We start from the raw sequence: 23,983 nt of genomic DNA on the forward strand, positions 1-23,983 counted from the left end.
GACGTTATTATGCAGCCAATCATGGCGTGCCTGTCAATTATCATCATGTAACAAAACCTGCCGTGATTTTGCGGACTTACTGGTCCAACTTGGACGGCTGTGTTGGTTTGTCTTCGTCCGACGGGTTGTTTTGGCACTCATCCGTCTGGTCGTGCGACACACGGTGCTGTTGATTGCCATCGGCCGGGCGCAGCGGCGGGACCGTCACCGGGATATGCACCAGACGGCGTTTGCGCTGTGGCGTGCCGGAGCTGGCGTAAAGCTGCTTACCGGCTTCGACAATCGAGACACCGGCAAAGGCCTTGAACAGGCGCGATCCGATATTTTCAAATACCTGCGACCAGCGCAGCAAAAGCCGCATGTTGGTCGGCGGCATGAAAAGGGCGCGGCTGTGCTGGATCGGCAGGAACATGTTTTCACGCAGCAGGTTTTGCAGCTGTGAGACGCTATGGGGATGGCCATAGCCAAAGGGCGTTTTTTCCGACCATGACCAGAGCGAGCTTCGGTTCGGCGTCACCACGACAATCCGGCCATTGGGCGTCAGTACCCGCCAGCATTCGCGCATCAGGCGACGCATCGAGTCTGTATGTTCGACCAGATGCACAACCAAAATACGATCCACCGAACTGTCAGGCAGCGGCAACATGGTTTCTTCGGTCAGCGCCACACGGTTATCTTCACCGGCAGGCCAATGAACGCAGCCCTGCTGGGCTGGCATGAAGGCCATGACACGCTCCGCCTCGCCAATAAAGGGGCGCAAGTACGGCGTGGCATAGCCAAAACCAAGGACGCGCATGCCCCGGACATCCGACCACATGACGCGCAAACGCCTGCGGATCAGACGCCGTGCGGCTTGTCCGATGCTGCTTGCATAAAAACGGTGAAGATCAACGACATCCTGACGCATGCGATCAGCCTATCATCCCCGATCCAGCACGGGAATGTTTTTGCGTGATTGTTTCAAGACACTAGGCTCAGGACCTATTAATTTGGTTGGAATGGCAGACGTTATATTTGTGAAATCCAAGGAAAGGCCCGCCGGGCGGGCTGGTATCCCGGCCAAGGGGTTTGACGCAGGAGTTTGCAAATATAACGTCTGTCCTTTGGATTCACCGGGTTTGCACGGGCTACTTTGTCGCAAAGCCTTGAAAGATACATATCTTCCTGCGGTTTTGCTTCGCGTATCCGCACAAACCCGGTGAACCATTCAAACCAAATTAATAGGTCCTGAGCCTACATCCTGATAGTCTTGCCCCAACATAGAAATTACATTTTGAGGTACGCCATGGCTGCCGGTGAAGTCATCGTCATTCCCTGTCTTTCAGACAATTACACTTATCTGGTGCGCTGCCACCGCAGCGAAGTCACCGCCATCGTTGATCCGGGCGAAGCGGCCCCTGTGATTGCCGCCCTTGAAGAGCGTGACTGGAACCTTGATCTGGTGATCAACACCCATCACCACCATGACCATATCGGCGGCAATGCCGAGTTGATCGAGAAATACGGCGCGAAATTGCTGGGCCCGACGGCCGAAACCGCGCGCATCCCCAACATGGATGAAACCTGTGCCGAGGGCGATCAGGTCCTGATCGGGGATCTGGAAGGACGGGTATTTGATGTGCCGGGCCACACCAGCGGGCATATCGCATTTTATTTCTCGGCCATCACCGCGCTGTTTTCCGGCGACAGCCTGTTTGCACTGGGCTGCGGGCGTTTGTTTGAGGGCACACCCGAACAGATGTGGCATTCCTTGCAGAAGTTTCGCAATCTTCCGCCCAGCACGCAGGTCTATTGCGGCCATGAATATACCCAGGCCAATGCAAAATTCGCCAAAACGATCGAGCCCGATAACGCCATTCTGATTGCACGGTGCCAGGATATTGACAGGCTTCGCGCACGCAACTTGCCGACCATTCCATCACGTCTGGATGTCGAGCTTGCCACCAATCCGTTCCTGCGCGCCGATGAGCCATCGGTTGCCGCGGCACTGGGCATGAGCGGCGAAAGCCCGGTTGCGATCTTTACCGAGATTCGCAAACGCAAAGACAATTTCTAAGCTGATGTTGGATCAGGCCATCTGTTTGAACAAAACGTTCTGATCAAGCAGATAGCGCGAGAACAAGGGCAGACTTGCCGCACCGATGGCGCGTGCGGCACTGCCCACCCGGCCCTGTTCGATGCGGGGGCGTTCGATGCCTTGCAGATCGAGCTCGGAAATCGCAGCACGGGTTGCGGCAACCACCCGTTCGCAGACATCGGCCGGGAAGCCGCCATCAACAATCACGGCTTCGAAATCAATCACCGAACAGACCGAGGTGATGGCAATCGCCAGACTGCGCGCGGTGTGTTCAATCCAGATATCAAGCGTCTTGCCAAGGCCATGCCAGTAATCGGGATCGCGCCACAGCATCGCCGGATCGCCGCCTTCGCGGGTCAGCATCTGTTCAAGCACAAAGATCGAGGCCTGATCAATAAGCTGACTGGGATGGCCGCTGCGCGAGGAGACCGGCATGGAGCCAAAGGCGCCTGCATTGCCCGTCCGCCCGGCATAAAGCGCCTGATTAAGCACAACCCCGCCTCCAATAAACGACCCGATAAAGAAATAGGCGAAATCGGAATAGTTCGGGCCAAGACCAAAGACCAGTTCTGCCCCACAGGCCGCGGTGGCGTCATTTTGCTGAAAGACCGGGAACGGCACGATGGCGGCAATGGCGTCGACCAGATCAACCTCGCGCCAGGCATTCATGTCTTCGACCGGGGCGCCGACCTCATCGACCCAGTTCCAAAGTTCAAACGGGGCCGCGATACCGACCCCGGCAATGCGATCAATCTGGTTGCGATCAAGGCCGGTCAGGATGTCATCGACAGCACCACGAACGAACCGGCGAATGCCATCGGGGGTGGGATATTTATACGCTTCGCGTTTGGTTGCCCGCACCGATCCGACAAAATCCATCAGGATCAGTTCCGTGCTGCGCCGCCCGATCTTTAGCCCAAAGGAATAAACCCCGTCGGGATTAAGCGCCATCGGCACCTTTGGCTTGCCAACATTGCCGCGTACCGGCGTGCCGCGCATCAAAAGCCCATCCTTTTCAAGGGCGCGCATGATGACGGAAACGGTTTGGGCCGACAGCCCGGAAAGCCTTGCAATTTCGGCCTTTGAAAGACCGGCGTTACGGCGCACGAGCGATAAAACAAGCCGTTCGTTATAGGCGCGCACACGCAACTGGTTTGCGCCCCCGCCCGGATGCAAGGGACGCGCGTTGCGATCATCCGCCCCGATATTGTCCGGGTTCGCAGAGATGCTGTCAGTCATTGGTTCCTCCCACTCGGGATCCTTAATGCCCGATTGGGGATCATGGTGACAGGAATAATTAATAAATCAATCGGATTTATTAATTGACAGGATCGCCGGTTTGGTGTGTCGTAAGGCCATACAGATTGAAGACCCGCGACAAAAAATGTGCGTCACGATCTGTTGGAAAACAGCAAAATCAGGCCAAAATGGCCAAATATTCAGGTTCAGTCCTGGGAGGAAACAAATGAAGAAAGCACTTCTTGGCGCCGCCCTTGGTGCGCTTGCACTGGGTATGACTGCGGCCCCGAACGCCGCAAAAGCCGACGAAATCGGCGCCTGCCTGATCACCAAAACCGACATCAACCCGTTCTTTGTGAAAATGAAGGAAGGCGCGTCTGCCAAGGCCGAAGAACTTGGCATCAATCTGTCGACCTATGCCGGCAAGATTGATGGCGATCATGAAACACAGGTCCAGGCCATCGAGTCTTGCATCGCATCGGGTGCCAAGGGCATCCTTTTGACCGCATCCGACACCAAGGCGATTGTGCCGGTTGTCAAAAAGGCCCGCGATGCTGGCCTGATCGTGATTGCACTCGACACGCCGCTTGAGCCGATTGATGCCGCCGATGCGACCTTTGCCACCGATAACTTCAAGGCTGGTGAACTGATTGGTCAGTGGGCGGCCGCCAAGCTTGGTGACAAGGCAGCAGATGCCAAGATCGCCCTGCTTGACCTGACGCCGAGTGCGCCGTCGGTTGATGTGCTGCGCGATCAGGGCTTCCTGAAAGGTTTCGGGATCGACATCAAGGACCCCAACAAGATCGGGGACGAGGATGACGACCGGATCGTTGGCCATGACGTGACCAACGGCAACGAAGAAGGCGGCCGTACTGCGATGGAAAACCTGATGCAGCGCGATTCCGACATCAATGTGGTTTACACGATCAACGAACCGGCCGCTGCCGGTGCCTATGAGGCACTGAAATCGTTCGGCATGGAAGACGGCGTTCTGATCGTGTCGGTCGATGGTGGTTGCCCGGGTGTTGCCAACGTCAAGGATGGCGTGATTGGTGCGACCTCGCAGCAGTATCCGTTGCTGATGGCGTCCAAGGGTATCGAAGCGATCAAGGCATGGGCTGATAGCGGTGAAAAACCGCAGAACAGCCAGGGCCTTAACTTCTATAACACGGGTGTCAACCTTGTGACCGATCAGCCGGTAGACGGCGTTCCGTCGATTGACGTTGCCGAGGGCATGGATCGCTGCTGGGGTTAATCCGGGGCTTATCCTGGCCTGCTTCGAAGGAGGGCAGCATTATCCCTGCCCTCCTTGTCCCACTTTGCTTTACACTTGGTATGTCATCCGAACCCGCCACAAGAGCCGGGCGGAAGGCAGCGAACGGGTCAGGAATGCCTGATCCTGTTTTCGACCAGGTCCGGAGGAAACGATGAGCGAGACACCCAAATCGTCGCGCCAGAAACAGGAATTCGAGCACGCGCTTGAATCCAGCGACCGCAATGTCGCGCAATTCGAACATAAACACCGCAGTCTTTTCGGCAACGTGCAGCATTTTTTGCATGGCAACCCGACCATGGTGCCGGTGATTGTTCTGATATTTTCGATCATCATTTTCGGCTTTGTCGCCGGCAGTAAATTCTTTTCGCCCTTTAACCTGTCGCTGATCATGCAGCAGGTATCGATCATCGGCATTCTGGCCGCGGCGCAAAGCCTTGTGATCCTTACCGCCGGGATTGATCTTTCGGTCGGTGCGATCATGGTTCTGATGTCGGTCATTATGGGCCAGCTTGCTGTCACCATCGGTATTCCGGCGCCGATTGCCATTATCATTGGCTGTATCGGCGGGATCTGTGCCGGGGGACTGAACGGGTTCCTGGTGACCCGGATCAAGTTGCCACCGTTTATCGTGACGCTCGGCACCTGGAATATATTCTTTGCGCTCAACCTTTGGCTTTCGGGCGCGCAGTCGATCCGAAGCCAGACACTTGATGAAATTGCCCCGCTTTTGAAATTCTTTGGCGAAAGCATCGCGCTTGGCGGGGCCCGGATCACCTATGGGTCGATCCTGATGCTCGTGATCTTTGCGGTGCTTTGGTACATCCTGAACCACACCAGTTGGGGGCGGCATGTCTATGCCATTGGCGATGACAAGGAAGCGGCCGAACTTTCGGGCATTCGCACCAACCGCACCCTGATTACGGTTTATTGCCTTGCCGGTTTGGTTTGCGCGATTGGCGCATGGGCATCGATCGGACGTGTTGGATCGGTTTCGCCACAGAGTTTTCAGGAAGCCAACCTGCAATCGATTACCGCCGTTGTGATCGGGGGTATCTCGCTGTTTGGCGGGCGTGGATCGATCATTGGCCCGTTGATCGGGGCGTTGATCGTTGGCGTGTTTAATTCCGGCCTTCGCCTTGCGGGGGTGGATGTTCTTTGGCAGGTGTTTGCCATCGGCTGGCTGACCATTATTGCTGTCGCCATTGACCAGTGGATCAGAAAGGTGTCGTCATGAGCAACACTTCCCAATCTGTGCAACCTGTTCTCAAGGCACGCGGCATCGTCAAACGATATGGTCGTGTCACCGCCCTTAACTATGCGGATTTTGATCTTTATCCCGGCGAGGTTCTTGCCGTGATCGGCGATAACGGGGCGGGCAAATCATCGCTGATCAAGGCGCTTTCGGGGGCTGTGACCATTGATGAAGGCAGTATCGAGCTTGATGGCAAGCCGATCCAGTTCACATCACCGATGGAGGCCCGCGAAGCCGGCATTGAAACGGTGTATCAGAACCTTGCACTTTCGCCGGCACTTTCGATTGCTGACAACATGTTCATGGGCCGCGAGCTTCGCAAGAAGGGCATTATGGGCAAGTATTTCGGGGCGCTGGACCATAAGGAAATGCAGCGATTGGCGCGCCAAAAGCTCACGGATCTGGGGCTTATGACCATTCAGAACATCAATCAGGCGGTTGAAACCCTTTCGGGTGGGCAGCGCCAGGGTGTTGCGGTTGCCCGTGCGGCGGCATTCGGATCGCGCGTGGTGATCATGGATGAACCGACCGCCGCCCTGGGCGTTAAGGAAAGCCGTCGCGTGCTGGATCTTATTGCCGATGTGAAGGCGCGCGGCATGCCAATTGTGCTGATTTCGCATAACATGCCGCATGTGTTCGAGGTCGCCGATCGCATTCATGTGCATCGGTTGGGCAAACGCCTTTGCACCATCAAACCCGATGATTACAGCATGTCAGACGCAGTTGCCTTCATGACGGGGGCCAAAGAGCCCCCGGCAGAAGACGCCGCATAAAACATCGTACCCCGGATATGAGAATCATAGTTTCATGACACCTGATCTCGACGCGTTGGCAGACGCCATTCGCGCCAAGCACGCCGACAAGGGCCGCATTCTTGTGGCCATTGTCGGTGCACCAGCCTCGGGCAAGTCAACCTTGTCCGACCGGCTTTATCACCATCTGGGGGGTGATAAAGCCGGGGCTGCTGTGGTGCCTATGGACGGGTTTCATTTTGACAATGGCATTCTGGAAGACCGCGGCCTTCTGGCCCGCAAGGGTGCGCCGGAAACCTTTGATGTTGGTGGGCTCAAGCGCACCTTGATGGCCCTGCATGACACGCCAAACGATGACGTTTACGTGCCGTTGTTTGATCGGACAATTGAAATATCACGTGGGTCGGCCCGGGCGATTACACCAAACCACAAAATCATTCTGGTCGAAGGCAATTACCTACTTCTCGATCAATCCCCGTGGGACCAACTTCACGGCCTGTTTGATCTGTCGATCTATCTTGATGTACCGGAAGACACGCTGCGTGCCCGATTGATCGCACGTTGGCGCAGCTTTGGCTTTGACGACGCCACCGCCACCCACAAAGCCACCAGCAACGATCTTCCCAATGCACAGACCGTGATACGCGGGACCGGGAAAGCCGATATTCGCGTGCGGATTTCCTGATCCGTCACATTATATGTCTAAAAGAAAACGCCCCGCATTCCTGCAGGGCGTTTTGCTTTATCAGTGATGTTTCGCCCAATGGGCCAAAGCATCAGAACATATGCTGACCGCCATTGATTGACAGGCAGGAGCCGGTGATGAAGCCTGAATTCGGGCCGCAGAGATAGAGGATCGCCTGCGCGATCTCGTCTGCTTCGCCCAAACGGCCGACCGGGATTTTGGAAATGATGCCTTCAAGGACCTTTTCCGGAACGGCGGCCACCATGTCGGTATTGATATAGCCAGGCGCGATGGTGTTGACCGTAATGCCTTTACGCGCGACTTCCTGGGCAAGTGCCTTGGTAAAGCCGTGCACGCCTGCCTTGGCAGCGGAATAGTTGGTCTGGCCCAACTGACCGGCCTGCCCGTTGATCGAGGAAATGTTGACGACACGGCCAAAGCCGCGTGCACGCATGCCCTCAAGAACCGGTTTGGTCATATAAAAGAGCGAGCTTAAGTTGGTGTCGATCACCGCGTTCCAGTGCTCGGTCTCCATCTTGTGCATGAAACCGTCGCGGGTGATGCCGGCATTGTTGATCAGAATGTCAATCGGGCCGACTTCGGCTTCGACCTTGGCGATGCCAGCGGCACACGCATCGGCGTCGGCCACACTCCATTTATAGGTCGCAATGCCGGTTTCCTCAGAGAAGGCCTTGGCGGCCTCGTCATTGCCGGCATAGTTCGCCACAACGGTGTAGCCCGCGTCCTTGAGTGACAGACTGATTGCCTTGCCGATCCCGCGTGTTCCACCGGTTACCAGTGCTGTTTTTGTCATGGTCGCCTCCCTAAACTTCGTTCATCAAACGTGTCATCATCGCGATTTCCGTAGCTTGCCCTTCTACGACTTGCGTAACTTTAATCCATAAATTGCGTTATATACGTAACTTTATTACTTCTCCATCCTCGAATTCTACAAAAGCGCTTAGTCTTTCGTCGCACTGCAGCAAATTCTGCATCAATGCAAACGGGGCATCCCCATCAAGAGGACACCCCGCATATGTTATTTGCCGGCAAAAGGTCGCTTAGCGTTCAACGCAAAGCGCAACCCCCATACCGCCACCAATGCAGAGCGTCGCCAGACCTTTTTTGGCATCGCGTTTCTGCATTTCGTGGAGCAATGTGGTGAACACACGGGCGCCGGATGCGCCGATCGGATGGCCAAGTGCAATCGCACCGCCATTGACGTTAACCTTATCGGTATCCCAGCCCATGTCGCGGTTAACCGCAATCGCCTGGGCGGCGAAGGCTTCGTTGGCTTCGATCAGGTCAAGGTCGGCTGCGGACCAGCCGGCCTTTTCCAGTGCCTTTTTCGAAGCTGGGATCGGGCCGGAACCCATGATCGCCGGATCGACACCCGCCGTCGCCCAGCTTTTGATCGTCGCAAGCGGGGTCAGGCCACGCTTGGATGCCTCAGCCGCCGACATGACAACAAGGGCGGCCGCCCCGTCATTGATGCCCGATGCGTTACCAGCGGTCACCGTGCCTTCCTTATCGAAGGCCGGGCGGAGTTTGGCCATGCCGTCGACGGTGGCACCGTGACGCGGATATTCATCGGCATCAAAGATGGTTTCACCCTTGCGATGCGCGATGGTCACAGGCGCAATTTCATCATTGAAGCGACCGGCTTTCTGGGCGGCCTCGGCCTTGTTCTGAGAGGCGGCGGCGAATTCATCCTGCTCTTCGCGGGAGATACCCCATTTCTTGGCGATGTTTTCAGCGGTGTTGCCCATGTGATAGCCGTTGAACGCACACCACAGGCCATCCTTGATCATGCTGTCGATGAATTTGACATCACCCATTTTGTGCCCGGCGCGCAGATGCGCAACATGGGTTGAAAGCGACATGTTTTCCTGACCACCGGCAACGACAATGTTGGCGTCCCCCGTCATGATCTGCTGTGCCGCAAGGGCAACGGTACGAAGCCCCGAACCGCAAACCTGGTTGATCAGAAACGCGGTTGTACGATCAGAAATGCCCGCACCAATGGCGGCCTGGCGTGCCGGGTTCTGACCCTGACCACCTGTCAGGACCTGACCAAGGATCACTTCGTCAACAGCATCGCCTTCGACACCTGCGCGTTCGAGTGCAGCCTTGATGGCAATAGCACCCAGATCGTGCGCCGGTGTATTGGCCAGCGTGCCACTGAATGCGCCGATTGGTGTCCGTGCGGCACCCACAATTACGACGTCGGTCATGAGATCCTCCGATTAATCCTGATTACGTTTCCAAAGATCGGGCGAAGGTCGTTACGAGCCTTGCTCAGATCCAGCCTCGATCTTACCGCGCCGCAGCAAATTTCCAAGCGCTGATACCTACCACTTTCGGGTCAGTCGAATATGTACAACTTGCAAGCGAGGAGCATCAAAGGACTCCCAGCAGGCGATACATAGAGTGTGTGCCTATAGCGGCGAGATCGCAAGCCCTGTGCGCAACTTTAAGGGCAATGTCACGCATAATTTCGACTTATAAGGCCCGGCCCCTTCACCGGAGCCGGGCCTTACAGGCGGTTAGCGGACGTCGTAGACCTCGGCGGCGTTGTCCTTGATCTGATAGACTTCGAACGGGGCATTCTTGACCCCGCCCATACCGGGCGAGCCCATCGGCATGCCTGGCAGGGTATATGCCTTGACCTCAGGCCGTTCTGCGAGAATGCGGTCGATGGTTTCAAACGGGACATGACCGGAAATGGCGTAGCCTTCGATCATGGTCAGATGGCAGCCCTGCATTTCTTCGGGAATCCCCATCATGCGTGACATCTGAACAACCTGATCGCTTTCGATCACTTCGACTTCATAGTCCCGCGCAACAAGATAATCGGCATAGATCGCACAGCAGCCGCAATTGGGATCCTTGTAGACTTTTGCCTGCAAGGGATTGGCGTGGCTGTGGCCGGACAAACTCATCGTTGCCAGGCCAAGGGTCAGCATAAATGCAAAGAAACGTTTCATGGTTTTGATCCTGTCGTTTTTCGATTGCAGCTTTGCGGCGGTCAGGCGGTCCGGATGAAGCCGGACATGCCGCCGAATTTGTGTTCGAGAATGTGACAATGAAGCATCCAGTCGCCGGGATTGTCGGCAACAAAGGCGATTTCGGCCTGTTCTGCCGGGGCAAGAAGGACGGTATCCTGCCATTCCTGATAGCGAGTTGGTTGCCCGTCGCGTGAAAGCACCCGGAAGGCATGACCATGCAAGTGGATCGGGTGATACCAGGCCGTGGCATTGGTGACGGTCACGACACAGCTTTCCCCGCGGCCGAGTGAAAATAGCGGGCCGAGATCATCGCGTTCGGGATCGCGGCCATTGACCATCCAGATGCCACCGCCGGTCATCATCCCCATCATCGATTGCGCCATGCCGCGCACTTCACCAAGGAAGCCGGCATCAATTTTGGCGGTTTCAACAAGATGACGCAGCACACCACCGCCCATCATGCCGCCAGTATAAAGCAGCTGTTCGCGCCGGGCATTTTGCAGATCAGGTTCGGGCAACGGGTTATCGGGCAAGGTCATGCTGGTTTGCGCAACGTCGCCACGCACCGGATCCCCCGCGACCCGGAGGTTTGCCAACGGGTTTTCAAGCCCGTCATAAAAACGGTCGATCAGGGAAAACTGGCCACTGGCATCAGGCGGGACATCAACAATAAAATCAGCCCGCATGCCGGGTGCAAACAAAAAGACCGGCAGGTCTGGCACATGCGGTGTGACCGGATGACCATCAAGGGCAATCAAATGCGGAGACAAACCTGCAAAATCGATGGCAAAGACACGCGCATTGGCCGTGTTGATCATGCGCACCCTGATCCGTTCGCCGGGGCGTACCGAAATATCGGGATTTGCCACACCATTGATGGTGACAAGCCCGCCCAGACGCCCGGCATGACCAACATCATGCCCGGCGTTAAACACCGGATCGATTTCGCCATCTTCCCCAAGACGCCAGTCATCGATCAGCCAGACAAATTCCCGATCGACGCTGACCGGTTCGGCCTCCTCGACGATCAGGGCACCATAGAGGCCACGGGCAAGCTGGGTCGGTGAATTGATATGCGGATGATACCAATAGGTTCCGGCATCCCGGGCGTTAAAGCGGTAATCGAATGTGTCGCCTGGGGCGACCGGCTTTTGGGTCAGGCCCGGTACCCCATCCATGGCATTGGGAACACGTACCCCGTGCCAGTGGATGCTGCTTGGCTCCGCAAGCTGATTTTCAAAGCGGACATGGACGTCTTCGCCCTGTTTGACGCGCAGAAGCGAGCCCGGCACCGTGCCGTTAAATGCCCATACCGGTGTTGGCACAGCACCCCCGGGAAGAAGGCGGGCAGTGGCGGGTGCGGCGGTCACTTGCTGGACGCCCCCTGTCTCGGCGGCGTGGGCCATGCCGCGCCCGATGCCCGGAATCATGGCTGGCAAACCGGCAGACAGGGCCGCGGCGGTGACGCCACCGGCACCCAGCGATTGCAAGAAACGGCGCCGTGACGGGCGCAAAGTGGAAAGGTTCTTCATGAGGATGACTTTCCTGACAGATGACAGTTTCCCGGCATTGCACATGCCGGAATGGTTGGCGCGCAGCACCGTTATTGGGGCGCGCGCACTTGGCCGGTCTGTGGGGCAATGCCGCCAAGTACCGGGTCGGGTCAGGAAAGAAGGCGTGGCGGGGCGATTTCCGGGCGTTGCGTAATGCCAGCGGCGCGATGGGCCACGGGCAGGATATGAAGCTGTTTGACCGAAAGGAGGTTTGCCAGCGGTTCCTTACGCGCAATCACGGCCGGGACAGCACAGATGATATCGCAGGCATCGGCCACCTGTGGCGAGGCCGCGCAATCATCGCAATCGGCCATCATCTGTTCCATGGTTCCATGAGACATGCTGGCCCCTGCGATCGGCATTGCCGAGGCGGAAGCAGATATATGTGTCATGCCCGCGACCGAGGCGCTCAGCAAACACAGTGTCATGAAGATATGGAGCAGCTTGTTCATAAGCCAAAAACTATCGCGAACCGGTGGGCGCGTCCATGATCTTGATCATATCGACCACTGACATTCACATGAAAGCTAGATCGCCGGTCCGAATTCATCCTTCAGCGTTTCGGTGATGATATAGGTGCGGTACCAGACGATGTTGTCGTCGGCATCAAAAAGCGTTTCGCAAAGGGCGGTATATTCCGCCATGTCACGCATCTGCAAAATCATCACCCCGGTGACTTCGCCGGTGACGACATGGCATTGGCGTACGGCATCAAGTTTGCGGACCTTGCGGATGAAGTCTGGGCGGAACTGATTGCCGTGACGATGGAATTCAAGATTGATCACCGCCCCCAGCGGACGTCCGACCTGTGCCGGGTCGATCACCGCGACGGTTTTGCGGATCACACCTGATTGACGCAGCTTGGCCACGCGCCGCAAACAGGCCGACGGCGACAAGCCGATCCGGTCAGCCAATTCCGCATTGGGGATATCGGCGTTTTCCTGCAACTGGCGCAGGATTTTGGTATCGATCTGATCCAGTTCGGGCATATCACGCAACTCCACCGCGCCAATCAGCTTAATAACGCTTCCATATTGCACGAAGATGCGCAAATACGCTGCACAAAAATCAAAAACCCGTGGCATGATCGCGGCCTTGAACGACCTTACATGCGCCTACCACCAGCATTAAAACCCTCAATACCTAACCGGATTGCCGCCCCATGCATCGCTATGCCTTTGACCTGATCAACCGCAGCCAGAAACTGTTCATCACCCTGATCAAGGTGATGTTGCCCGTGATGGTGGTTGTCCGCATTGCCGAGGAATTCGGGGCGGTTGAACTGGTATCCAATTGGCTGGCACCGGTGATGGCGCTGATCGGACTGCCGCCGGAGGCCGGGCTGATCTGGGCGACCTGCGTTTTGGTCAGCATGTATGGCGCGGTCGGTGCGTTTGTCGGGCTGGCAGCACACCTTGATATGACCGCCGCACAGCTGAGTGCGCTGTGTGCGATGATGCTGTTTGCCCACGGCCTGCCGGTCGAACAGGCGATTGTCAAACGGGCCGGGGCAAGTTTTTGGGCGACCACCGCCCTTCGCGTCGGTGCCGCAATCGGATATGCCGCACTGGTGACCTGGGTGAGTGATATCACCGGATGGCTTTCCGAGCCGGTTGATTTTTCCTGGATGGCGGGGAGTGAAACCACGACTGCCGCCAGTGGACTGGCCGGTTGGATCGACTGGTCGATCCAAATGTTCAAATCGCTTCTGGTGACCTTTGGCGTGATTGTCGGATTGCTGATCCTGCTTGATCTGCTCGAGAAAACCGGGGTCACGGCGCGCATCACACAGGCGATGATGCCGGTCCTGCGTATATCGGGCATTTCACGCGACGTAGCACCGGTAACCACCATTGGTGTGCTACTTGGCATTACCTATGGCGGGGCGCTGATCATTGATGAGGCGCGCAAGAACAACTATCCGCCAAGGACGCTTTTCCTATCACTCAGCTGGTTGTCGCTGTCGCATTCCCTGATCGAGGATACGGCGATCATGCTGGCGCTTGGGGCCGATATCTGGGTGGTTCTGGTCGGGCGGGTGATCCTGACCCTGATCATCATCGCCCTTCTGGCGCGCCTGACCCTGCGCTGGGCGCCGGAGCGCGCCCAACTTGCCACGGAGAGCTCAGTTAAATGAGTTCTACAGAACTTAGATTTCAGGGCGCATAAAGACGAAGCACCACCCAACTTGTTGCTACCAAGGGACAAACCCAAATCGATTTGTCGCGAAGTTAGTACCCAGGGTATTTATTGGGTTATGGCATCAATAACGTGCTCTATAATCTGCTGCTGGGTCTTTTCAGGCATGTATGCGTGCATCGGCAAGCTGAGTACTTGGCTAGCGAGTTTTTCTGACACGGTTACGCCGCTAGAGACTACAGGGTAATGCATGTATGCGTTTTGCTGATTCAGTGGTTTTGGGTAGTAAACAGCAGTAGGAACCCCTACCTCTTTAAGCTTGGACTGAACCTCGTCTCTTCGCTCTAATTTGATGGTATATTGCGCCCAATTTGAAATTGCACCTTCTATCAAAGAAGGCGTTTCAGCAAATTCTTCAAGACTTTTACTGTATCTTTTCGCTATTTCGTTCCGCGAACTCAGCTCATCTTCGAATACTTTGAGTTTCTCAAGAAGAATAGCAGCTTGGATCGTATCAAGGCGGCTGTTTAAACCGATATTAACATTATCGTACTTTTCACCCCCCTTACCATGCTGCATTAATGATCTGATAAGTGTAGCCTTGCCATCCAAGTCTGTTAATATCGCACCACCATCGCCGTAGCACCCCAACGGTTTGGCCGGGAAGAAACTCAACGTAGTGTAATCGGCCAAAGTACCTACCCTTTTGCCGTATAACGATGCGCCGAATGCTTGCGCTGCGTCAGCAACTAGTATCAGACCATGTTCTTCTGAAACGTCTTTTATTGAGTTGTAGTCAGCCGGTTGACCAAACAAATCAACAGCGACCACCATCTTAGGTTTTAGGCCAGCCAATTTTGAGTCAGCAATTCCCTGTTTCAGGCTCTCCACTGACAAGTTGAACGTGATAGGGTCAACATCTATCAGATATGGAGTTGCACCGAGAACGCTGAATGCTTCAGCAGTAGCGACAAATGTAAATGCTGGAACAAATACAGCATCTCCGGCGCCCAAGCCCTCGGCCATACCGACTAAAGTGAGCGCATCAGTGCCATTACCACATGTCAAGGAGTGAACTGCACCGGTAAAAAGGGAAAGAGCTTCTTCGAACTCTTGAACCTCCTTTCCCTGAATGAAATCTCCACGTTCTAGCACACGCTTAATAGCTTCATCTAGAAGCGGCCCCAAAGCTTTTCTTTGGGCCTGCAAATCAATAAAAGGAATACTCATTCTGGTTTGCCGCCTACAAATTCCAGCGTCCCACAATCGTTTAACTGATACTGAGAGCCATCATGTGGGCATACGAGGTCTTTATCTAGCTTCATACCGGCACGACTAACCCAACCAACACGTTTGGCTGGAACTCCAACCATCAGCGCATAGTCAGGAACGTCCGTTGCTACAACGGATCCTGCAGCGACGAAACAATACTCACCTAAAGTATGACCGCATACGATTGTAGCATTTGCGCCGATGCTCGCACCTCGCTTGACTAAGGTCGAGCGAAACTCATCCTTGCGCTCGATATTAGCCCTTGGATTATTCACATTTGTAAATACACATGAAGGACCACAAAAAACGTCGTCCTGCAGCGTCACGCCCTTATAGACACTAACATTGTTCTGGATTTTAACCTGATTACCGATGGTTACATCCGGGCCAACAACAACATTCTGACCTAAAACGCAGTTTTCACCAATTACCGTATTCTGCAAAACGTGCGAGAAATGCCAGATTTTGGTTCCCTTGCCAATTCTAACAGGCATGTCCACATAGGCACTTTCATGAACTGTCACCGAGGCAAAATTTGGGGCACGAGATCGAGAATCTTCCATACGTTAGTTTCGCTCTATAACAAAGGAATGCATATCGCCTTTTTGCGGTTCCAAAGCTTTGCTGCGAATTGACGATACCAACTCAATTGATGGACGCACCTGATCTATACCAAACCCACCGCCGTTAAGAATATCTTGGTAACTCCGCGTATGCAGGTCTGTAAACCCACCAGAGAACTCAACTTCATCACCATCGACGGTGATTGATCGATAGGTCGTTTGACCATCTGGGGTTTGGGTTGGAAGGTCATTTCGATCGACTGAGAGGAACCAGCGGACACGCGCACGTTTGAATTCTAGATATCCTGCTGCATGGCTCGGCTCACGAACATGCACATTATTACACTGCAACTCACCGAACACAAATGAAAGCATATCGTAAAAATGCACCCCAATATTCGTAGCAATTCCGCCTGATTTCGCTTCATTTCCTTTCCATGACACATAGTACCAAGCACCGCGCGATGTAATGTAGGTCAGGTCGACTTCAAATATCTTATCGATTGGAGCCGCATCAATGCGTTGTTTTAGAGCCATAATCGCGGGATGGAGTCGGAGCTGCAAAATTGTGTAAAGCGTCCTGCCGGTATGCTGCTCCATCTCTTGCAAGCCATCAAGGTTCCATGGATTCAGCACCAACGGCTTTTCACATATTACATCTGCCCCGGATCTCAAACCGAAGCGTGAGTGCGCATCGTGCAAATAGTTCGGCGAACAAACACACATGTAGTCCACACCGTTTCCTGAACGGGATAGGACATCAATATGACGGTCAAAGCGCTCAAACTCCGTAAAAAAACTTGCGTCTGGAAAATAACTGTCCATAGCCCCAACGCTGTCTGCAGGATCAAAAGCCGCAACCAGCTCACCCTGAACTTCCTTTATCGCCCTCATGTGCCGTGGCGCGATATATCCGGCAGCTCCGATTAACGCGAATTTATTCATATCGAGAAAGTCCCAGAATCTTTATGAAATAGTGATGAGATATGCTACTTTTGTAGTATCTATTTTACGTTGCCTTAAATGAAAGAACGGCCTGAAGAACACTATCTGTGTCCTTAGCCCTAGCTAGCCAAGAATGGCTTTGAACAACTACTCTCCGCGCATTTTCAGACCATTTCAGGCGCTGATCTTCTGACTCGACGAGCTTCGACACGGCATTTGCCAAAACCTCCGGCTGCCCTGGCTCGATAACTATGCCGCAATTCTCTTCACGTATGAGTTCTGCTTGAAACGGCTGATTGGTAGCAATTACTGGAACGCCGGACGACAAACTTTCGAACAACTTGAGGGGGGCCAACCCTGTGACTGCCCGTCCCTCCAAGTTTTCGGGGCAGACTAAAGCCCCTGTCGCGCGCGCAACAATTGTAGCTAATGTCTGATAAGGCACCCGGCCATAATAGTGCACGTGGTCTAGACGTTCTGCTGCCATTTCGACAAATTCACGATCTTCGCCATCACCCGCAAAAACCACATGCATCCCAGCTGGCCAAGCAGGTTCTTCGATTGCTTCTAGGATAGTTCGAATACCCTGCCAACGAGCCATGGTGCCAAAAAAAATCAAAAACCTTCTAGGCAATATTTCTGTTAAACCGTTCACTTCTTTGGCAGCCTCAGGAGAAAACACATCTGTATTTGCGCCGTTTGGGATTAACGAGACAAACTTCTCTTCTCCGCAGATTTTCTTGGAAAGACTTACCAGACCGGGCGTAACAGCCACCACAGCATCCGACCAATTGAGTTGACTCTTCATCAACCAAGAGAAGAATGCCTTGAATCTTCTTGTATGTGGCCAGGCGATAAACAAATCATCTATTGGGCCGTTGACTTCTACAACGGTTGGAACACCGCCTATTTTAGCCCAAAGCGCCAATGGCCAAGCCGCGAAATGCCAGCGCATGTAATAAATGTCTGGCTGCCTCCTGAAAATAATAAGCGTTAAACTACGAGCAATCCCCGCCACCCGAGACAAAGCCCCGGGCAACCTACTCTGCTCATAATCAGGACAAAACAGATCAACCTGCCACCCTATATCCCTAAGATGGCGAACAATTTCGTGAACATGCGTATAGGACGCATGGCCCTCTCTGTTAGGCTCAGGACTGAGATAAGCCAGACGATATTTTTTGGTAGCCACCTGCGTCATAGCCCCAATTTTTCCGCTATATCCTTAATTATAATGCGAATATTCTTATCCGTGCGGTAGCAACTGTGGGGAACAGGGTCTGCCGCCATGACAGTATCAAACTCTCCCTGGCTTAGATTAAGCTTTTTAAGGACGTAGGCTTGATCTCTGCGAAGTTCATCTTCTTGGTACAAAGGTTTTTCGAGCTCCAACAGCGCTTGCGCTCGTGTGAGCTCACCATTTCTAACTAAAGCTGACAGATGGACTTTTCGTTTATCAATATTAAATTTGACCGGTAAAATGTACGCTTGGTAGAATTTCGTAAATATCGATTCGTAGTGTTTTCCTCCATAATATGTCCATCCAGTTTCCTCACTCAAAACTTTCATAGCAGCATCTTTGCGAAAATTAACTAGATTAAGAATTTCGACAAACTCGAACCCCATGTGGAATTTTCGCCGAATTGTACTCTTTAATAAACCCATACGAGGAAATGACGTTAGCTTAATTTCGCCAAATTTTCTGTGGATGTCTTCAATATTCGTAAGGTCATTCTTGTTCCACACCCAAGTTCTAGGCATACCGTGTTCTGTGGCAATATTGGTGCCCGAAAGAACATACCGAACGTTATGACGCTTAGCTAAATCAAACATTGACGCCATAATTGCGTGGTCGGAGAGCATCTCTATGTCGACGACACCGGCACGGATAAAACTCCGTTGTAAATCCCTGAATTCAGGCCAATTAATTACGTAGGTTTCGAGGTCAAATCCGAAAGCATCGACTAGGGTCTTAATATTCTTCACAGCAACTTCGGAATTCCATCCATTGTCGAAATGCACCGCCAAGACTCTCAAACCAAGTTTATGAGCGAGCAATGCAACGTAAGATGAGTCTACCCCGCCAGACATACCTACAACTGCATCGTATTTCCGATCAGCTGAGTAGCTGCGAATTCTATCCACCAGTTGACCGATCTTCTGCCGAGTTTCGTCTGGTGTTAGTTTAACCTGTGCCAGGCTCAACTCTGCCTGTTTGCAATGGTTACATACCCCAAACTGATCAAACGAAATTTCGGGATCTGAGGTGTCCATTACACATTTCGAACAAATTTGGCTGTCTAAAGTGCGATCATTCATTACGGTAAGACATTCTCAAGTTCACTACGGTTCGGATACGATATCAGCACGGCACGATGAGGGCCGTGATAAATGAAGAAGCTTCCGGCAGCCACGGCAGATGCGCCAGCTTTCGTTGCTTTTTCAAAATCTGCGATATCTCTAGCACCACCGCAAGCCACTATCGGAATGTCTACACAACTTGCAACCTCATTAATCAGCTGCAAATCATATCCCGATAGAGTTCCATCTTGATCAATTGCATTCAGAAGTATTTCCCCTGCTCCGCGCATAACCATTTCCTGTGCGAAGTCCTTCGGCTTTTGCCCGGTCTTCCGCGTGCCACCATGGGTCATCGCATGATATTGCCTCGTAATCCCTTGCTTTTTTACATCGATTGAAACGACAACACTTTGCGACCCGAAGCGCTTAGCCAAAATACTGACCAAGCCAGGATCATCGGCAAGAATACTGTTGAGAACGACTTTCTCCACTCCCAGGGCAAGCAACTCACCAGCCTGCCTCTCGGTTGTTATACCTCCTCCATATGCAACCGGCATAAATGCCTCGCTTACGATCTCACCAATGGCATTAAAGTCAGGAGCTCTTCCTTGCTTGCTTGCCGATATATCAAGCACCATTAATTCATCGACTTCTTTACTGTTAAATATCCGGACAGCGTTAATCGGATCACCCACGTAAGATGGTCTCTTGTAGCCCGTTGTCTTAACAAGTCCTCCATCAGCGATCAGGAGGCAAGGAATCACTCTAGTTTTCATCCTGCTTCAAGCCCTGAAAACCTCTCAAAAAGCTTCATGCCGAAACGATGGCTTTTTTCCGGGTGGAACTGTGCGCCAAATATGTTTCCTCGTTCCACAACCGCTGTTATGTCGGAGCCGTGCCACACAGTCCCTATCACATCTTCAGCCTTATGACAGACGACATGATAAGAATGCACAAAATAGAATCTGTTTTGATCTGCCGTGTCATCAAACAGACGACCACCTCGAACGAGTTTCAACTCGCTCCACCCCATATGAGGAACCCGCAGTTTTTGAGCATTATCTTGAAGGTCAAAACGCTTTGCCCTGCCATGAATCCACCCCAAGCCAGCAAGGTCGCCTTCATCGCTACCATCACACAACAATTGCATTCCGAGGCAGATACCAAGAACAGGCACTTTGCGATCCAGAACAGCTTCATTTAGTGCCTCTGTGAAGCAAAGCTCGTTTAGGCTTCGCATACCGTGATCGAATGCTCCCACACCCGGCAGGATAATCTTTTCGGCAGTTTTTATCTGTTTCCAGTCGGTCGCTATCTCTGCCTTGATCCCGAGATAGTTTAGCATATTGGTTATAGAACCAATATTTCCTGCCCCCCAGTTCACTACGGTAATCATCTCTATACCCGAACTTTAAATCGTTTCATCCACAGCCCAAAGCAAATCATTCTCCACAGCCTAGAATTGTATGGAAGATCACCATCAATCATCGCCGAGCCAATGTTGAACGCTTCTTCTTTCAGTATCCCCTGAGAGTTTTCTACGGCATCTTTGAGCATCCTTTTGAAATCGGCAGGACTGTCCTTACACACCCAAATTTCCTCCGGCGTTACAAACCCCATCTTATCTTTTCGGTTTCGAACCTTTTCCGGCAGCAACTGCTTCATTGCGGAGCGCAGAATTCTCTTAGATACCCCACCATCAAACTTATATTCATCCGGCATGCTGAGCACTAACTCAATAAGACGATAATCCATAAACGGTGCCCGACTTTCTATGGAATGCGCCATAGAGTCCCGATCCACCCACTTTAACTGCATCGGCAAGCTGGTCGCAGTTAACTGAGCGCGAGACAAACCTGAGAGATTTGGTTCCTGTCGCTTTTGAAGGCTCTGCATCGGATCGACAGGCATAATTCCCAATAACTCGGTGTTGATCCACGAAGGGCAAGACACTGAGCGCCCGCTTAATTTTCTAGCAAATTGCCGTAACCAATTAGGAGCCAGGTTATCAAGTATCTCGACAAGTAGAAAAAGAAGAGCTTTGTTCTGATATTTTCTTTGCGCTGAAAACTCTTTCAAGAACTGCCCAAATTTTCCTCTGGTGAGAAGGGAGGATAGGAAAAAACCAACATTACTCTTATATCCTGCAAGGGTTTCGTCAGCACCATGACCGTCAAGCACGACCTTTATCCCCGCCTCTTTTGATTCCTTGAAGACTCTCCACTCTGCGTAGACACTGGTCGATCCGAAAGGCTCATCATGGTGCCAGATAAGCATGTCCAAATCACGCCGCAAGCCATCATTATCAGGATAAATCATATGTTGAACGGTTGATGTTTTTGATGAGACAGAATCAATAAAATCGCCTTCATCAAATCGTTTGTCGACAGCTCTGGCTGAGAACGTGTGCATTGTTTTAGCGTCGCTTTCTCGATTAAGCACATCCGCCACACAAACGATAGATGAGGAATCTAGCCCCCCTGACAAGGCAGCACCAACTTCAACATCTGCATTTAGCCGAAGTTTTACAGCATTAACGAAGACGTTTCTAAAATTCACAACCGAGTCTTTATAAGGCTGCCTCCAACACTTTTGAGGTAACTCATACCACTGCTTTATTGGTAACGCGGAAGCTATTTCATCAATATTGCATTGAACGTAATGGCCCGCAGGCAATTGCCAAACACCTTCAAACAAGGTTTTTGAAGTATGGTCGGTTAAACCCCAGTTCAAATAATCGAATGCAGCCTTGCGTTCCAACTTGGGAGCCCAATTGGATAGAAAGGTAAATTGTTTTATTTCAGAAGCTAGAGCCAGAGACTGAGCATCCGGACGCCACCAGTACAGAGGCTTGACCCCATATCGGTCACGAGCAGCGAAGATGGTTTCGGAAATCGAGTCAAATATAACAAATGAAAACATGCCGTTAAGATGACGTAGGCAATCATTCCCCCATTCAGCGTAGGCGCAGATTAGGACTTCGGTATCAGAGTCCGAAGTGAATCCGTAACCTTTAACCTCCAACTCTGCTCGAAGTTCCTTGAAGTTATATATCTCGCCATTGAATGTGATCCAGTATCGTCTTTGAGATCCAAAACTCATTGGTTGACTCGCGGCACTGGACACATCAGTAATCGCCAACCGCCTGTGTCCTAGAGCGACTCTTGTTCTCTCTGACTTCAGTTGAAGTGCCTCTTTGCGAGTGCAAGTAAGTTTCTGTCGGCCATCTTGACTGAAAAAAGCATAACCTTGACCGTCGGGCCCCCGATGAACGATCGCATCGCACATTTTCACCAAGTCATGTGCTTGGCTTCTTGCAGTTTGTGAAATAAGCGCAGCAATTCCACACATCTTCCAAACCTTATTGTTTAGGGGATTTAGCGATCTGGCGAGCAGGAACACCTACCCAACAGGTATCCTGTGGAAGAGATCGGATTACAACTGTCCCTGCTCCAACGACAGCGTGTTGGCCTACCTCTAGATTCGGAGAAATTACTGCGCCCGCGCCAATCATAGCACCGCGCCGCAAAGAAACACCACCCGTCAGTATTGCTCCGGGAGATATCGAGGAAAAATCCGCGATATCGCAGTCATGATCAATAGATGAGCTTGTATTAACAATGACATGACATCCAATCCGGACACCTACATTTATTGTTGCGGAGGCAGCAACGAACGAACCATCGCCAATCTGCACATCGTCGGCCACAACAGCATTAGGATGAACTACGGTTGCAAAGTCTGTTATACTAATCTTAGCTGCGACCGATTGTCGTAAAGCGTTATCTCCAATCCCCACAATCACCTTTAAATCAGCTATACTTTTCTTGAGATTTGTAAGTATATCGTCTCCACCGAGAATGGGCAGCCCGTCTACAAGAAGTCCTGCAGGTAAGTTGTTGTCAAGGTATCCAAGGACGGAAAATTTCCCGGATTTCTGTGCCGCAGATGCAATAACGCGAGCATGACCAGAAGCACCGGCAACTACTAGACTATCCATTTAAAGTAAACTCTTTACGTAAACTTCGCCTTTTGCTGAGTTTGCCACTACGCATCTACCATCAAATATTTGTGCATCATATGGGTTCTCAAGCGGGAGACTGTAATCATCAGCCACAAAGCGCCCTTCGGCGTCGAACCACTGCAATCGACTGTTCCCCCAGTCGGTAACGACTAAGTTTGCGTGGCTATCGAAACTTATCGATACAGGTGCGTAAAAAGCTCCGAGGCTCTTTGACGCTTCCACGGACTTTGCAGTACGTACCCACCCCTTTTTCTCACCTCCAAGACATCCGATAAATTCGCCGTCAGGGCTAAATTTCTGCAACCGGTGATTCCATGTATCGACAACGATCAGGTTTCCTTCATGATCAGTTCTTGCCATATGCGGCCGATCAAAGAAACAAGCACCACTTCCAGGCATGAAACCTTCACTTTCTCTAAACCCAGGCCTCCCGCCCCCAAGTGCGCCTTTCAGTGACATTGTATAAGTGTCATATGCAAACACTGCGTTCAAGCGATACTCAGTAACCCAAAGAAGACCATTTGCACCTAAAACCCCGGTGGCGGGTCCAGCCAAAGTAGGCTCATTATCCTCTCCTCTCCCCCATACTTTAAGGAGGCTCCCCTCCGAAGAGAGCATAATGACGCCGGGATCATAATATGTGGTAACAAACATCGCACCATCAGCCGCAACTGCAATCGAATGCGGGCCATTAAAGTCCAAAGGTTTTCGACGCTTGTGTGATTGCACCCGACCATTTAGCACTTCGACTGGGGATGACCACCCGGCGACATTGTCTAGCCACTGAAAATATTCGAGTTTCGCATCGAACCGAAAAATACAATGCAAATCCATGTCTGCAACGTAATATCTTCCCTGCAGATCTGCAGCTAATCCAAAAGGCCTTCCAAAACCAGT

At 52.5% G+C, this 23,983-nt stretch carries 24 protein-coding genes; 6 read left to right on the forward strand and 18 right to left on the reverse strand.

Annotation, left to right across the window (positions count from 1 at the left end; translation table 11 throughout):
• Window positions 1–76 precede the first annotated feature (76 nt).
• Window positions 77–907 carry a methyltransferase domain-containing protein gene (locus B2T33_RS08780; RefSeq protein ID WP_197145845.1) on the reverse strand — a complete coding sequence of 277 codons (831 nt, stop codon included), beginning with the start codon at window positions 905–907 and terminating at the stop codon, window positions 77–79.
• A 378-nt stretch (window positions 908–1,285) separates the two neighbouring features.
• On the opposite strand from B2T33_RS08780, the gene gloB reads away from it, so the two are divergent.
• On the forward strand, window positions 1,286–2,056 hold the full coding sequence (gene gloB, locus B2T33_RS08785) for a hydroxyacylglutathione hydrolase (protein WP_286791711.1): 771 nt from the start codon (window positions 1,286–1,288) through the stop codon (window positions 2,054–2,056).
• 12 nt (window positions 2,057–2,068) lie between these two features.
• Here the strand turns inward: gloB and B2T33_RS08790 are convergent, their stop codons facing one another.
• Window positions 2,069–3,316, reverse strand: a complete 1,248-nt coding sequence (locus B2T33_RS08790) for an ROK family transcriptional regulator (RefSeq protein WP_008889437.1) — start codon at window positions 3,314–3,316, stop codon at window positions 2,069–2,071.
• Between the two features lie 226 nt (window positions 3,317–3,542).
• On the opposite strand from B2T33_RS08790, the gene B2T33_RS08795 reads away from it, so the two are divergent.
• The 4 genes from B2T33_RS08795 to B2T33_RS08810 all read left to right on the forward strand — a co-directional run bounded on the left by B2T33_RS08795 (window position 3,543) and on the right by B2T33_RS08810 (window position 7,281).
• On the forward strand, window positions 3,543–4,571 hold the full coding sequence (locus B2T33_RS08795; RefSeq protein WP_063088695.1) for a sugar ABC transporter substrate-binding protein: 1,029 nt from the start codon (window positions 3,543–3,545) through the stop codon (window positions 4,569–4,571).
• Window positions 4,572–4,743: 172 nt separating this feature from the next.
• The gene (locus tag B2T33_RS08800; RefSeq protein WP_063088694.1) at window positions 4,744–5,826 is read left to right on the forward strand and encodes an ABC transporter permease; all 1,083 of its coding nucleotides are present in this window, start codon (window positions 4,744–4,746) and stop codon (window positions 5,824–5,826) included.
• Window positions 5,823–6,617, forward strand: a complete 795-nt coding sequence (locus tag B2T33_RS08805; RefSeq protein ID WP_286791712.1) for an ATP-binding cassette domain-containing protein — start codon at window positions 5,823–5,825, stop codon at window positions 6,615–6,617. Before B2T33_RS08800 ends, B2T33_RS08805 begins: the two co-directional genes overlap by 4 nt.
• A 34-nt stretch (window positions 6,618–6,651) precedes the next feature.
• Window positions 6,652–7,281, forward strand: a complete 630-nt coding sequence (locus tag B2T33_RS08810) for a nucleoside triphosphate hydrolase (protein WP_197145849.1) — start codon at window positions 6,652–6,654, stop codon at window positions 7,279–7,281.
• A 91-nt stretch (window positions 7,282–7,372) separates the two neighbouring features.
• Here B2T33_RS08810 and phbB read toward each other — a convergent pair whose 3' ends face one another.
• From phbB to B2T33_RS08840, 6 genes are all read right to left on the reverse strand, one after another.
• Window positions 7,373–8,095, reverse strand: a complete 723-nt coding sequence (gene phbB, locus B2T33_RS08815) for an acetoacetyl-CoA reductase (RefSeq protein WP_197145851.1) — start codon at window positions 8,093–8,095, stop codon at window positions 7,373–7,375.
• A 247-nt stretch (window positions 8,096–8,342) separates the two neighbouring features.
• Window positions 8,343–9,515, reverse strand: a complete 1,173-nt coding sequence (locus tag B2T33_RS08820) for an acetyl-CoA C-acetyltransferase (protein ID WP_120224322.1) — start codon at window positions 9,513–9,515, stop codon at window positions 8,343–8,345.
• 312 nt (window positions 9,516–9,827) lie between these two features.
• Complete coding sequence (locus tag B2T33_RS08825; protein WP_197145853.1) at window positions 9,828–10,268, reverse strand: DUF411 domain-containing protein; 441 nt, start codon at window positions 10,266–10,268, stop codon at window positions 9,828–9,830.
• Window positions 10,269–10,309: 41 nt separating this feature from the next.
• Window positions 10,310–11,821 carry a multicopper oxidase family protein gene (locus B2T33_RS08830; protein ID WP_197145855.1) on the reverse strand — a complete coding sequence of 504 codons (1,512 nt, stop codon included), beginning with the start codon at window positions 11,819–11,821 and terminating at the stop codon, window positions 10,310–10,312.
• Between the two features lie 131 nt (window positions 11,822–11,952).
• A complete protein-coding gene (locus B2T33_RS08835; protein WP_147419458.1) occupies window positions 11,953–12,183 on the reverse strand; it encodes a hypothetical protein in 231 nt (76 codons plus the stop codon).
• Between the two features lie 186 nt (window positions 12,184–12,369).
• Entirely contained in the window at window positions 12,370–12,831 is a 462-nt protein-coding gene (locus B2T33_RS08840; RefSeq protein ID WP_197145857.1) for an Lrp/AsnC family transcriptional regulator, read from the reverse strand.
• Window positions 12,832–13,004: 173 nt separating this feature from the next.
• Between B2T33_RS08840 and B2T33_RS08845 the strand changes: the two genes are divergently transcribed.
• Window positions 13,005–13,979 carry a nucleoside recognition domain-containing protein gene (locus B2T33_RS08845; protein WP_197145859.1) on the forward strand — a complete coding sequence of 325 codons (975 nt, stop codon included), beginning with the start codon at window positions 13,005–13,007 and terminating at the stop codon, window positions 13,977–13,979.
• 110 nt (window positions 13,980–14,089) lie between these two features.
• Here B2T33_RS08845 and B2T33_RS08850 read toward each other — a convergent pair whose 3' ends face one another.
• From B2T33_RS08850 to B2T33_RS08895, 10 genes are all read right to left on the reverse strand, one after another.
• Entirely contained in the window at window positions 14,090–15,211 is a 1,122-nt protein-coding gene (locus tag B2T33_RS08850; RefSeq protein ID WP_197145861.1) for a DegT/DnrJ/EryC1/StrS family aminotransferase, read from the reverse strand.
• Window positions 15,208–15,816 carry an acyltransferase gene (locus B2T33_RS08855; protein ID WP_197145862.1) on the reverse strand — a complete coding sequence of 203 codons (609 nt, stop codon included), beginning with the start codon at window positions 15,814–15,816 and terminating at the stop codon, window positions 15,208–15,210. Before B2T33_RS08855 ends, B2T33_RS08850 begins: the two co-directional genes overlap by 4 nt.
• Window positions 15,817–15,819: 3 nt before the next feature.
• Window positions 15,820–16,761 (reverse strand): Gfo/Idh/MocA family oxidoreductase, encoded by a 942-nt coding sequence (locus B2T33_RS08860; protein ID WP_064779732.1) that lies wholly within the window; start codon window positions 16,759–16,761, stop codon window positions 15,820–15,822.
• Between the two features lie 64 nt (window positions 16,762–16,825).
• The gene (locus B2T33_RS08865) at window positions 16,826–17,962 is read right to left on the reverse strand and encodes a glycosyltransferase family 4 protein (protein WP_064779733.1); all 1,137 of its coding nucleotides are present in this window, start codon (window positions 17,960–17,962) and stop codon (window positions 16,826–16,828) included.
• Window positions 17,959–19,080: an N-acetyl sugar amidotransferase gene (locus B2T33_RS08870; protein WP_064779734.1), complete on the reverse strand. Its 1,122-nt coding sequence runs from the start codon at window positions 19,078–19,080 to the stop codon at window positions 17,959–17,961. The genes B2T33_RS08865 and B2T33_RS08870 overlap by 4 nt, the downstream gene beginning before the upstream one ends.
• Complete coding sequence (locus B2T33_RS08875) at window positions 19,080–19,838, reverse strand: AglZ/HisF2 family acetamidino modification protein (protein WP_064779735.1); 759 nt, start codon at window positions 19,836–19,838, stop codon at window positions 19,080–19,082. The genes B2T33_RS08870 and B2T33_RS08875 overlap by 1 nt, the downstream gene beginning before the upstream one ends.
• A complete protein-coding gene (gene hisH, locus B2T33_RS08880) occupies window positions 19,835–20,458 on the reverse strand; it encodes an imidazole glycerol phosphate synthase subunit HisH (protein WP_064779736.1) in 624 nt (207 codons plus the stop codon). Before hisH ends, B2T33_RS08875 begins: the two co-directional genes overlap by 4 nt.
• Window positions 20,459–20,460: 2 nt before the next feature.
• Window positions 20,461–22,413, reverse strand: a complete 1,953-nt coding sequence (asnB, locus tag B2T33_RS08885) for an asparagine synthase (glutamine-hydrolyzing) (protein ID WP_064779737.1) — start codon at window positions 22,411–22,413, stop codon at window positions 20,461–20,463.
• A 10-nt stretch (window positions 22,414–22,423) separates the two neighbouring features.
• On the reverse strand, window positions 22,424–23,062 hold the full coding sequence (locus tag B2T33_RS08890) for an acetyltransferase (protein WP_064779738.1): 639 nt from the start codon (window positions 23,060–23,062) through the stop codon (window positions 22,424–22,426).
• Window positions 23,063–23,920, reverse strand: coding sequence for an NHL repeat-containing protein (locus B2T33_RS08895; RefSeq protein WP_286791713.1), 858 nt, complete (start codon window positions 23,918–23,920; stop codon window positions 23,063–23,065).
• Window positions 23,921–23,983: the final 63 nt, after the last annotated feature.

Source organism: Thalassospira sp. UBA4513 (genome assembly GCF_002388495.1).
GTDB classification, from domain to species: Bacteria; Pseudomonadota; Alphaproteobacteria; order Rhodospirillales; family Thalassospiraceae; genus Thalassospira; species Thalassospira tepidiphila.

Coding starts and splice junctions, on each gene's coding strand:
- B2T33_RS08780 (WP_197145845.1), bottom strand. CDS start 907: ATGCGTCAGGATGTCGTTGATCTTCACCGTTTTTATGCAAGCAGCATC.
- gloB (WP_286791711.1), top strand. CDS start 1,286: ATGGCTGCCGGTGAAGTCATCGTCATTCCCTGTCTTTCAGACAATTAC.
- B2T33_RS08790 (WP_008889437.1), bottom strand. CDS start 3,316: ATGACTGACAGCATCTCTGCGAACCCGGACAATATCGGGGCGGATGAT.
- B2T33_RS08795 (WP_063088695.1), top strand. CDS start 3,543: ATGAAGAAAGCACTTCTTGGCGCCGCCCTTGGTGCGCTTGCACTGGGT.
- B2T33_RS08800 (WP_063088694.1), top strand. CDS start 4,744: ATGAGCGAGACACCCAAATCGTCGCGCCAGAAACAGGAATTCGAGCAC.
- B2T33_RS08805 (WP_286791712.1), top strand. CDS start 5,823: ATGAGCAACACTTCCCAATCTGTGCAACCTGTTCTCAAGGCACGCGGC.
- B2T33_RS08810 (WP_197145849.1), top strand. CDS start 6,652: ATGACACCTGATCTCGACGCGTTGGCAGACGCCATTCGCGCCAAGCAC.
- phbB (WP_197145851.1), bottom strand. CDS start 8,095: ATGACAAAAACAGCACTGGTAACCGGTGGAACACGCGGGATCGGCAAG.
- B2T33_RS08820 (WP_120224322.1), bottom strand. CDS start 9,515: ATGACCGACGTCGTAATTGTGGGTGCCGCACGGACACCAATCGGCGCA.
- B2T33_RS08825 (WP_197145853.1), bottom strand. CDS start 10,268: ATGAAACGTTTCTTTGCATTTATGCTGACCCTTGGCCTGGCAACGATG.
- B2T33_RS08830 (WP_197145855.1), bottom strand. CDS start 11,821: ATGAAGAACCTTTCCACTTTGCGCCCGTCACGGCGCCGTTTCTTGCAA.
- B2T33_RS08835 (WP_147419458.1), bottom strand. CDS start 12,183: ATGTCTCATGGAACCATGGAACAGATGATGGCCGATTGCGATGATTGC.
- B2T33_RS08840 (WP_197145857.1), bottom strand. CDS start 12,831: ATGCCCGAACTGGATCAGATCGATACCAAAATCCTGCGCCAGTTGCAG.
- B2T33_RS08845 (WP_197145859.1), top strand. CDS start 13,005: ATGCATCGCTATGCCTTTGACCTGATCAACCGCAGCCAGAAACTGTTC.
- B2T33_RS08850 (WP_197145861.1), bottom strand. CDS start 15,211: ATGAGTATTCCTTTTATTGATTTGCAGGCCCAAAGAAAAGCTTTGGGG.
- B2T33_RS08855 (WP_197145862.1), bottom strand. CDS start 15,816: ATGGAAGATTCTCGATCTCGTGCCCCAAATTTTGCCTCGGTGACAGTT.
- B2T33_RS08860 (WP_064779732.1), bottom strand. CDS start 16,761: ATGAATAAATTCGCGTTAATCGGAGCTGCCGGATATATCGCGCCACGG.
- B2T33_RS08865 (WP_064779733.1), bottom strand. CDS start 17,962: ATGACGCAGGTGGCTACCAAAAAATATCGTCTGGCTTATCTCAGTCCT.
- B2T33_RS08870 (WP_064779734.1), bottom strand. CDS start 19,080: ATGAATGATCGCACTTTAGACAGCCAAATTTGTTCGAAATGTGTAATG.
- B2T33_RS08875 (WP_064779735.1), bottom strand. CDS start 19,838: ATGAAAACTAGAGTGATTCCTTGCCTCCTGATCGCTGATGGAGGACTT.
- hisH (WP_064779736.1), bottom strand. CDS start 20,458: ATGATTACCGTAGTGAACTGGGGGGCAGGAAATATTGGTTCTATAACC.
- asnB (WP_064779737.1), bottom strand. CDS start 22,413: ATGTGTGGAATTGCTGCGCTTATTTCACAAACTGCAAGAAGCCAAGCA.
- B2T33_RS08890 (WP_064779738.1), bottom strand. CDS start 23,062: ATGGATAGTCTAGTAGTTGCCGGTGCTTCTGGTCATGCTCGCGTTATT.
- B2T33_RS08895 (WP_286791713.1), bottom strand. CDS start 23,920: ATGGATTTGCATTGTATTTTTCGGTTCGATGCGAAACTCGAATATTTT.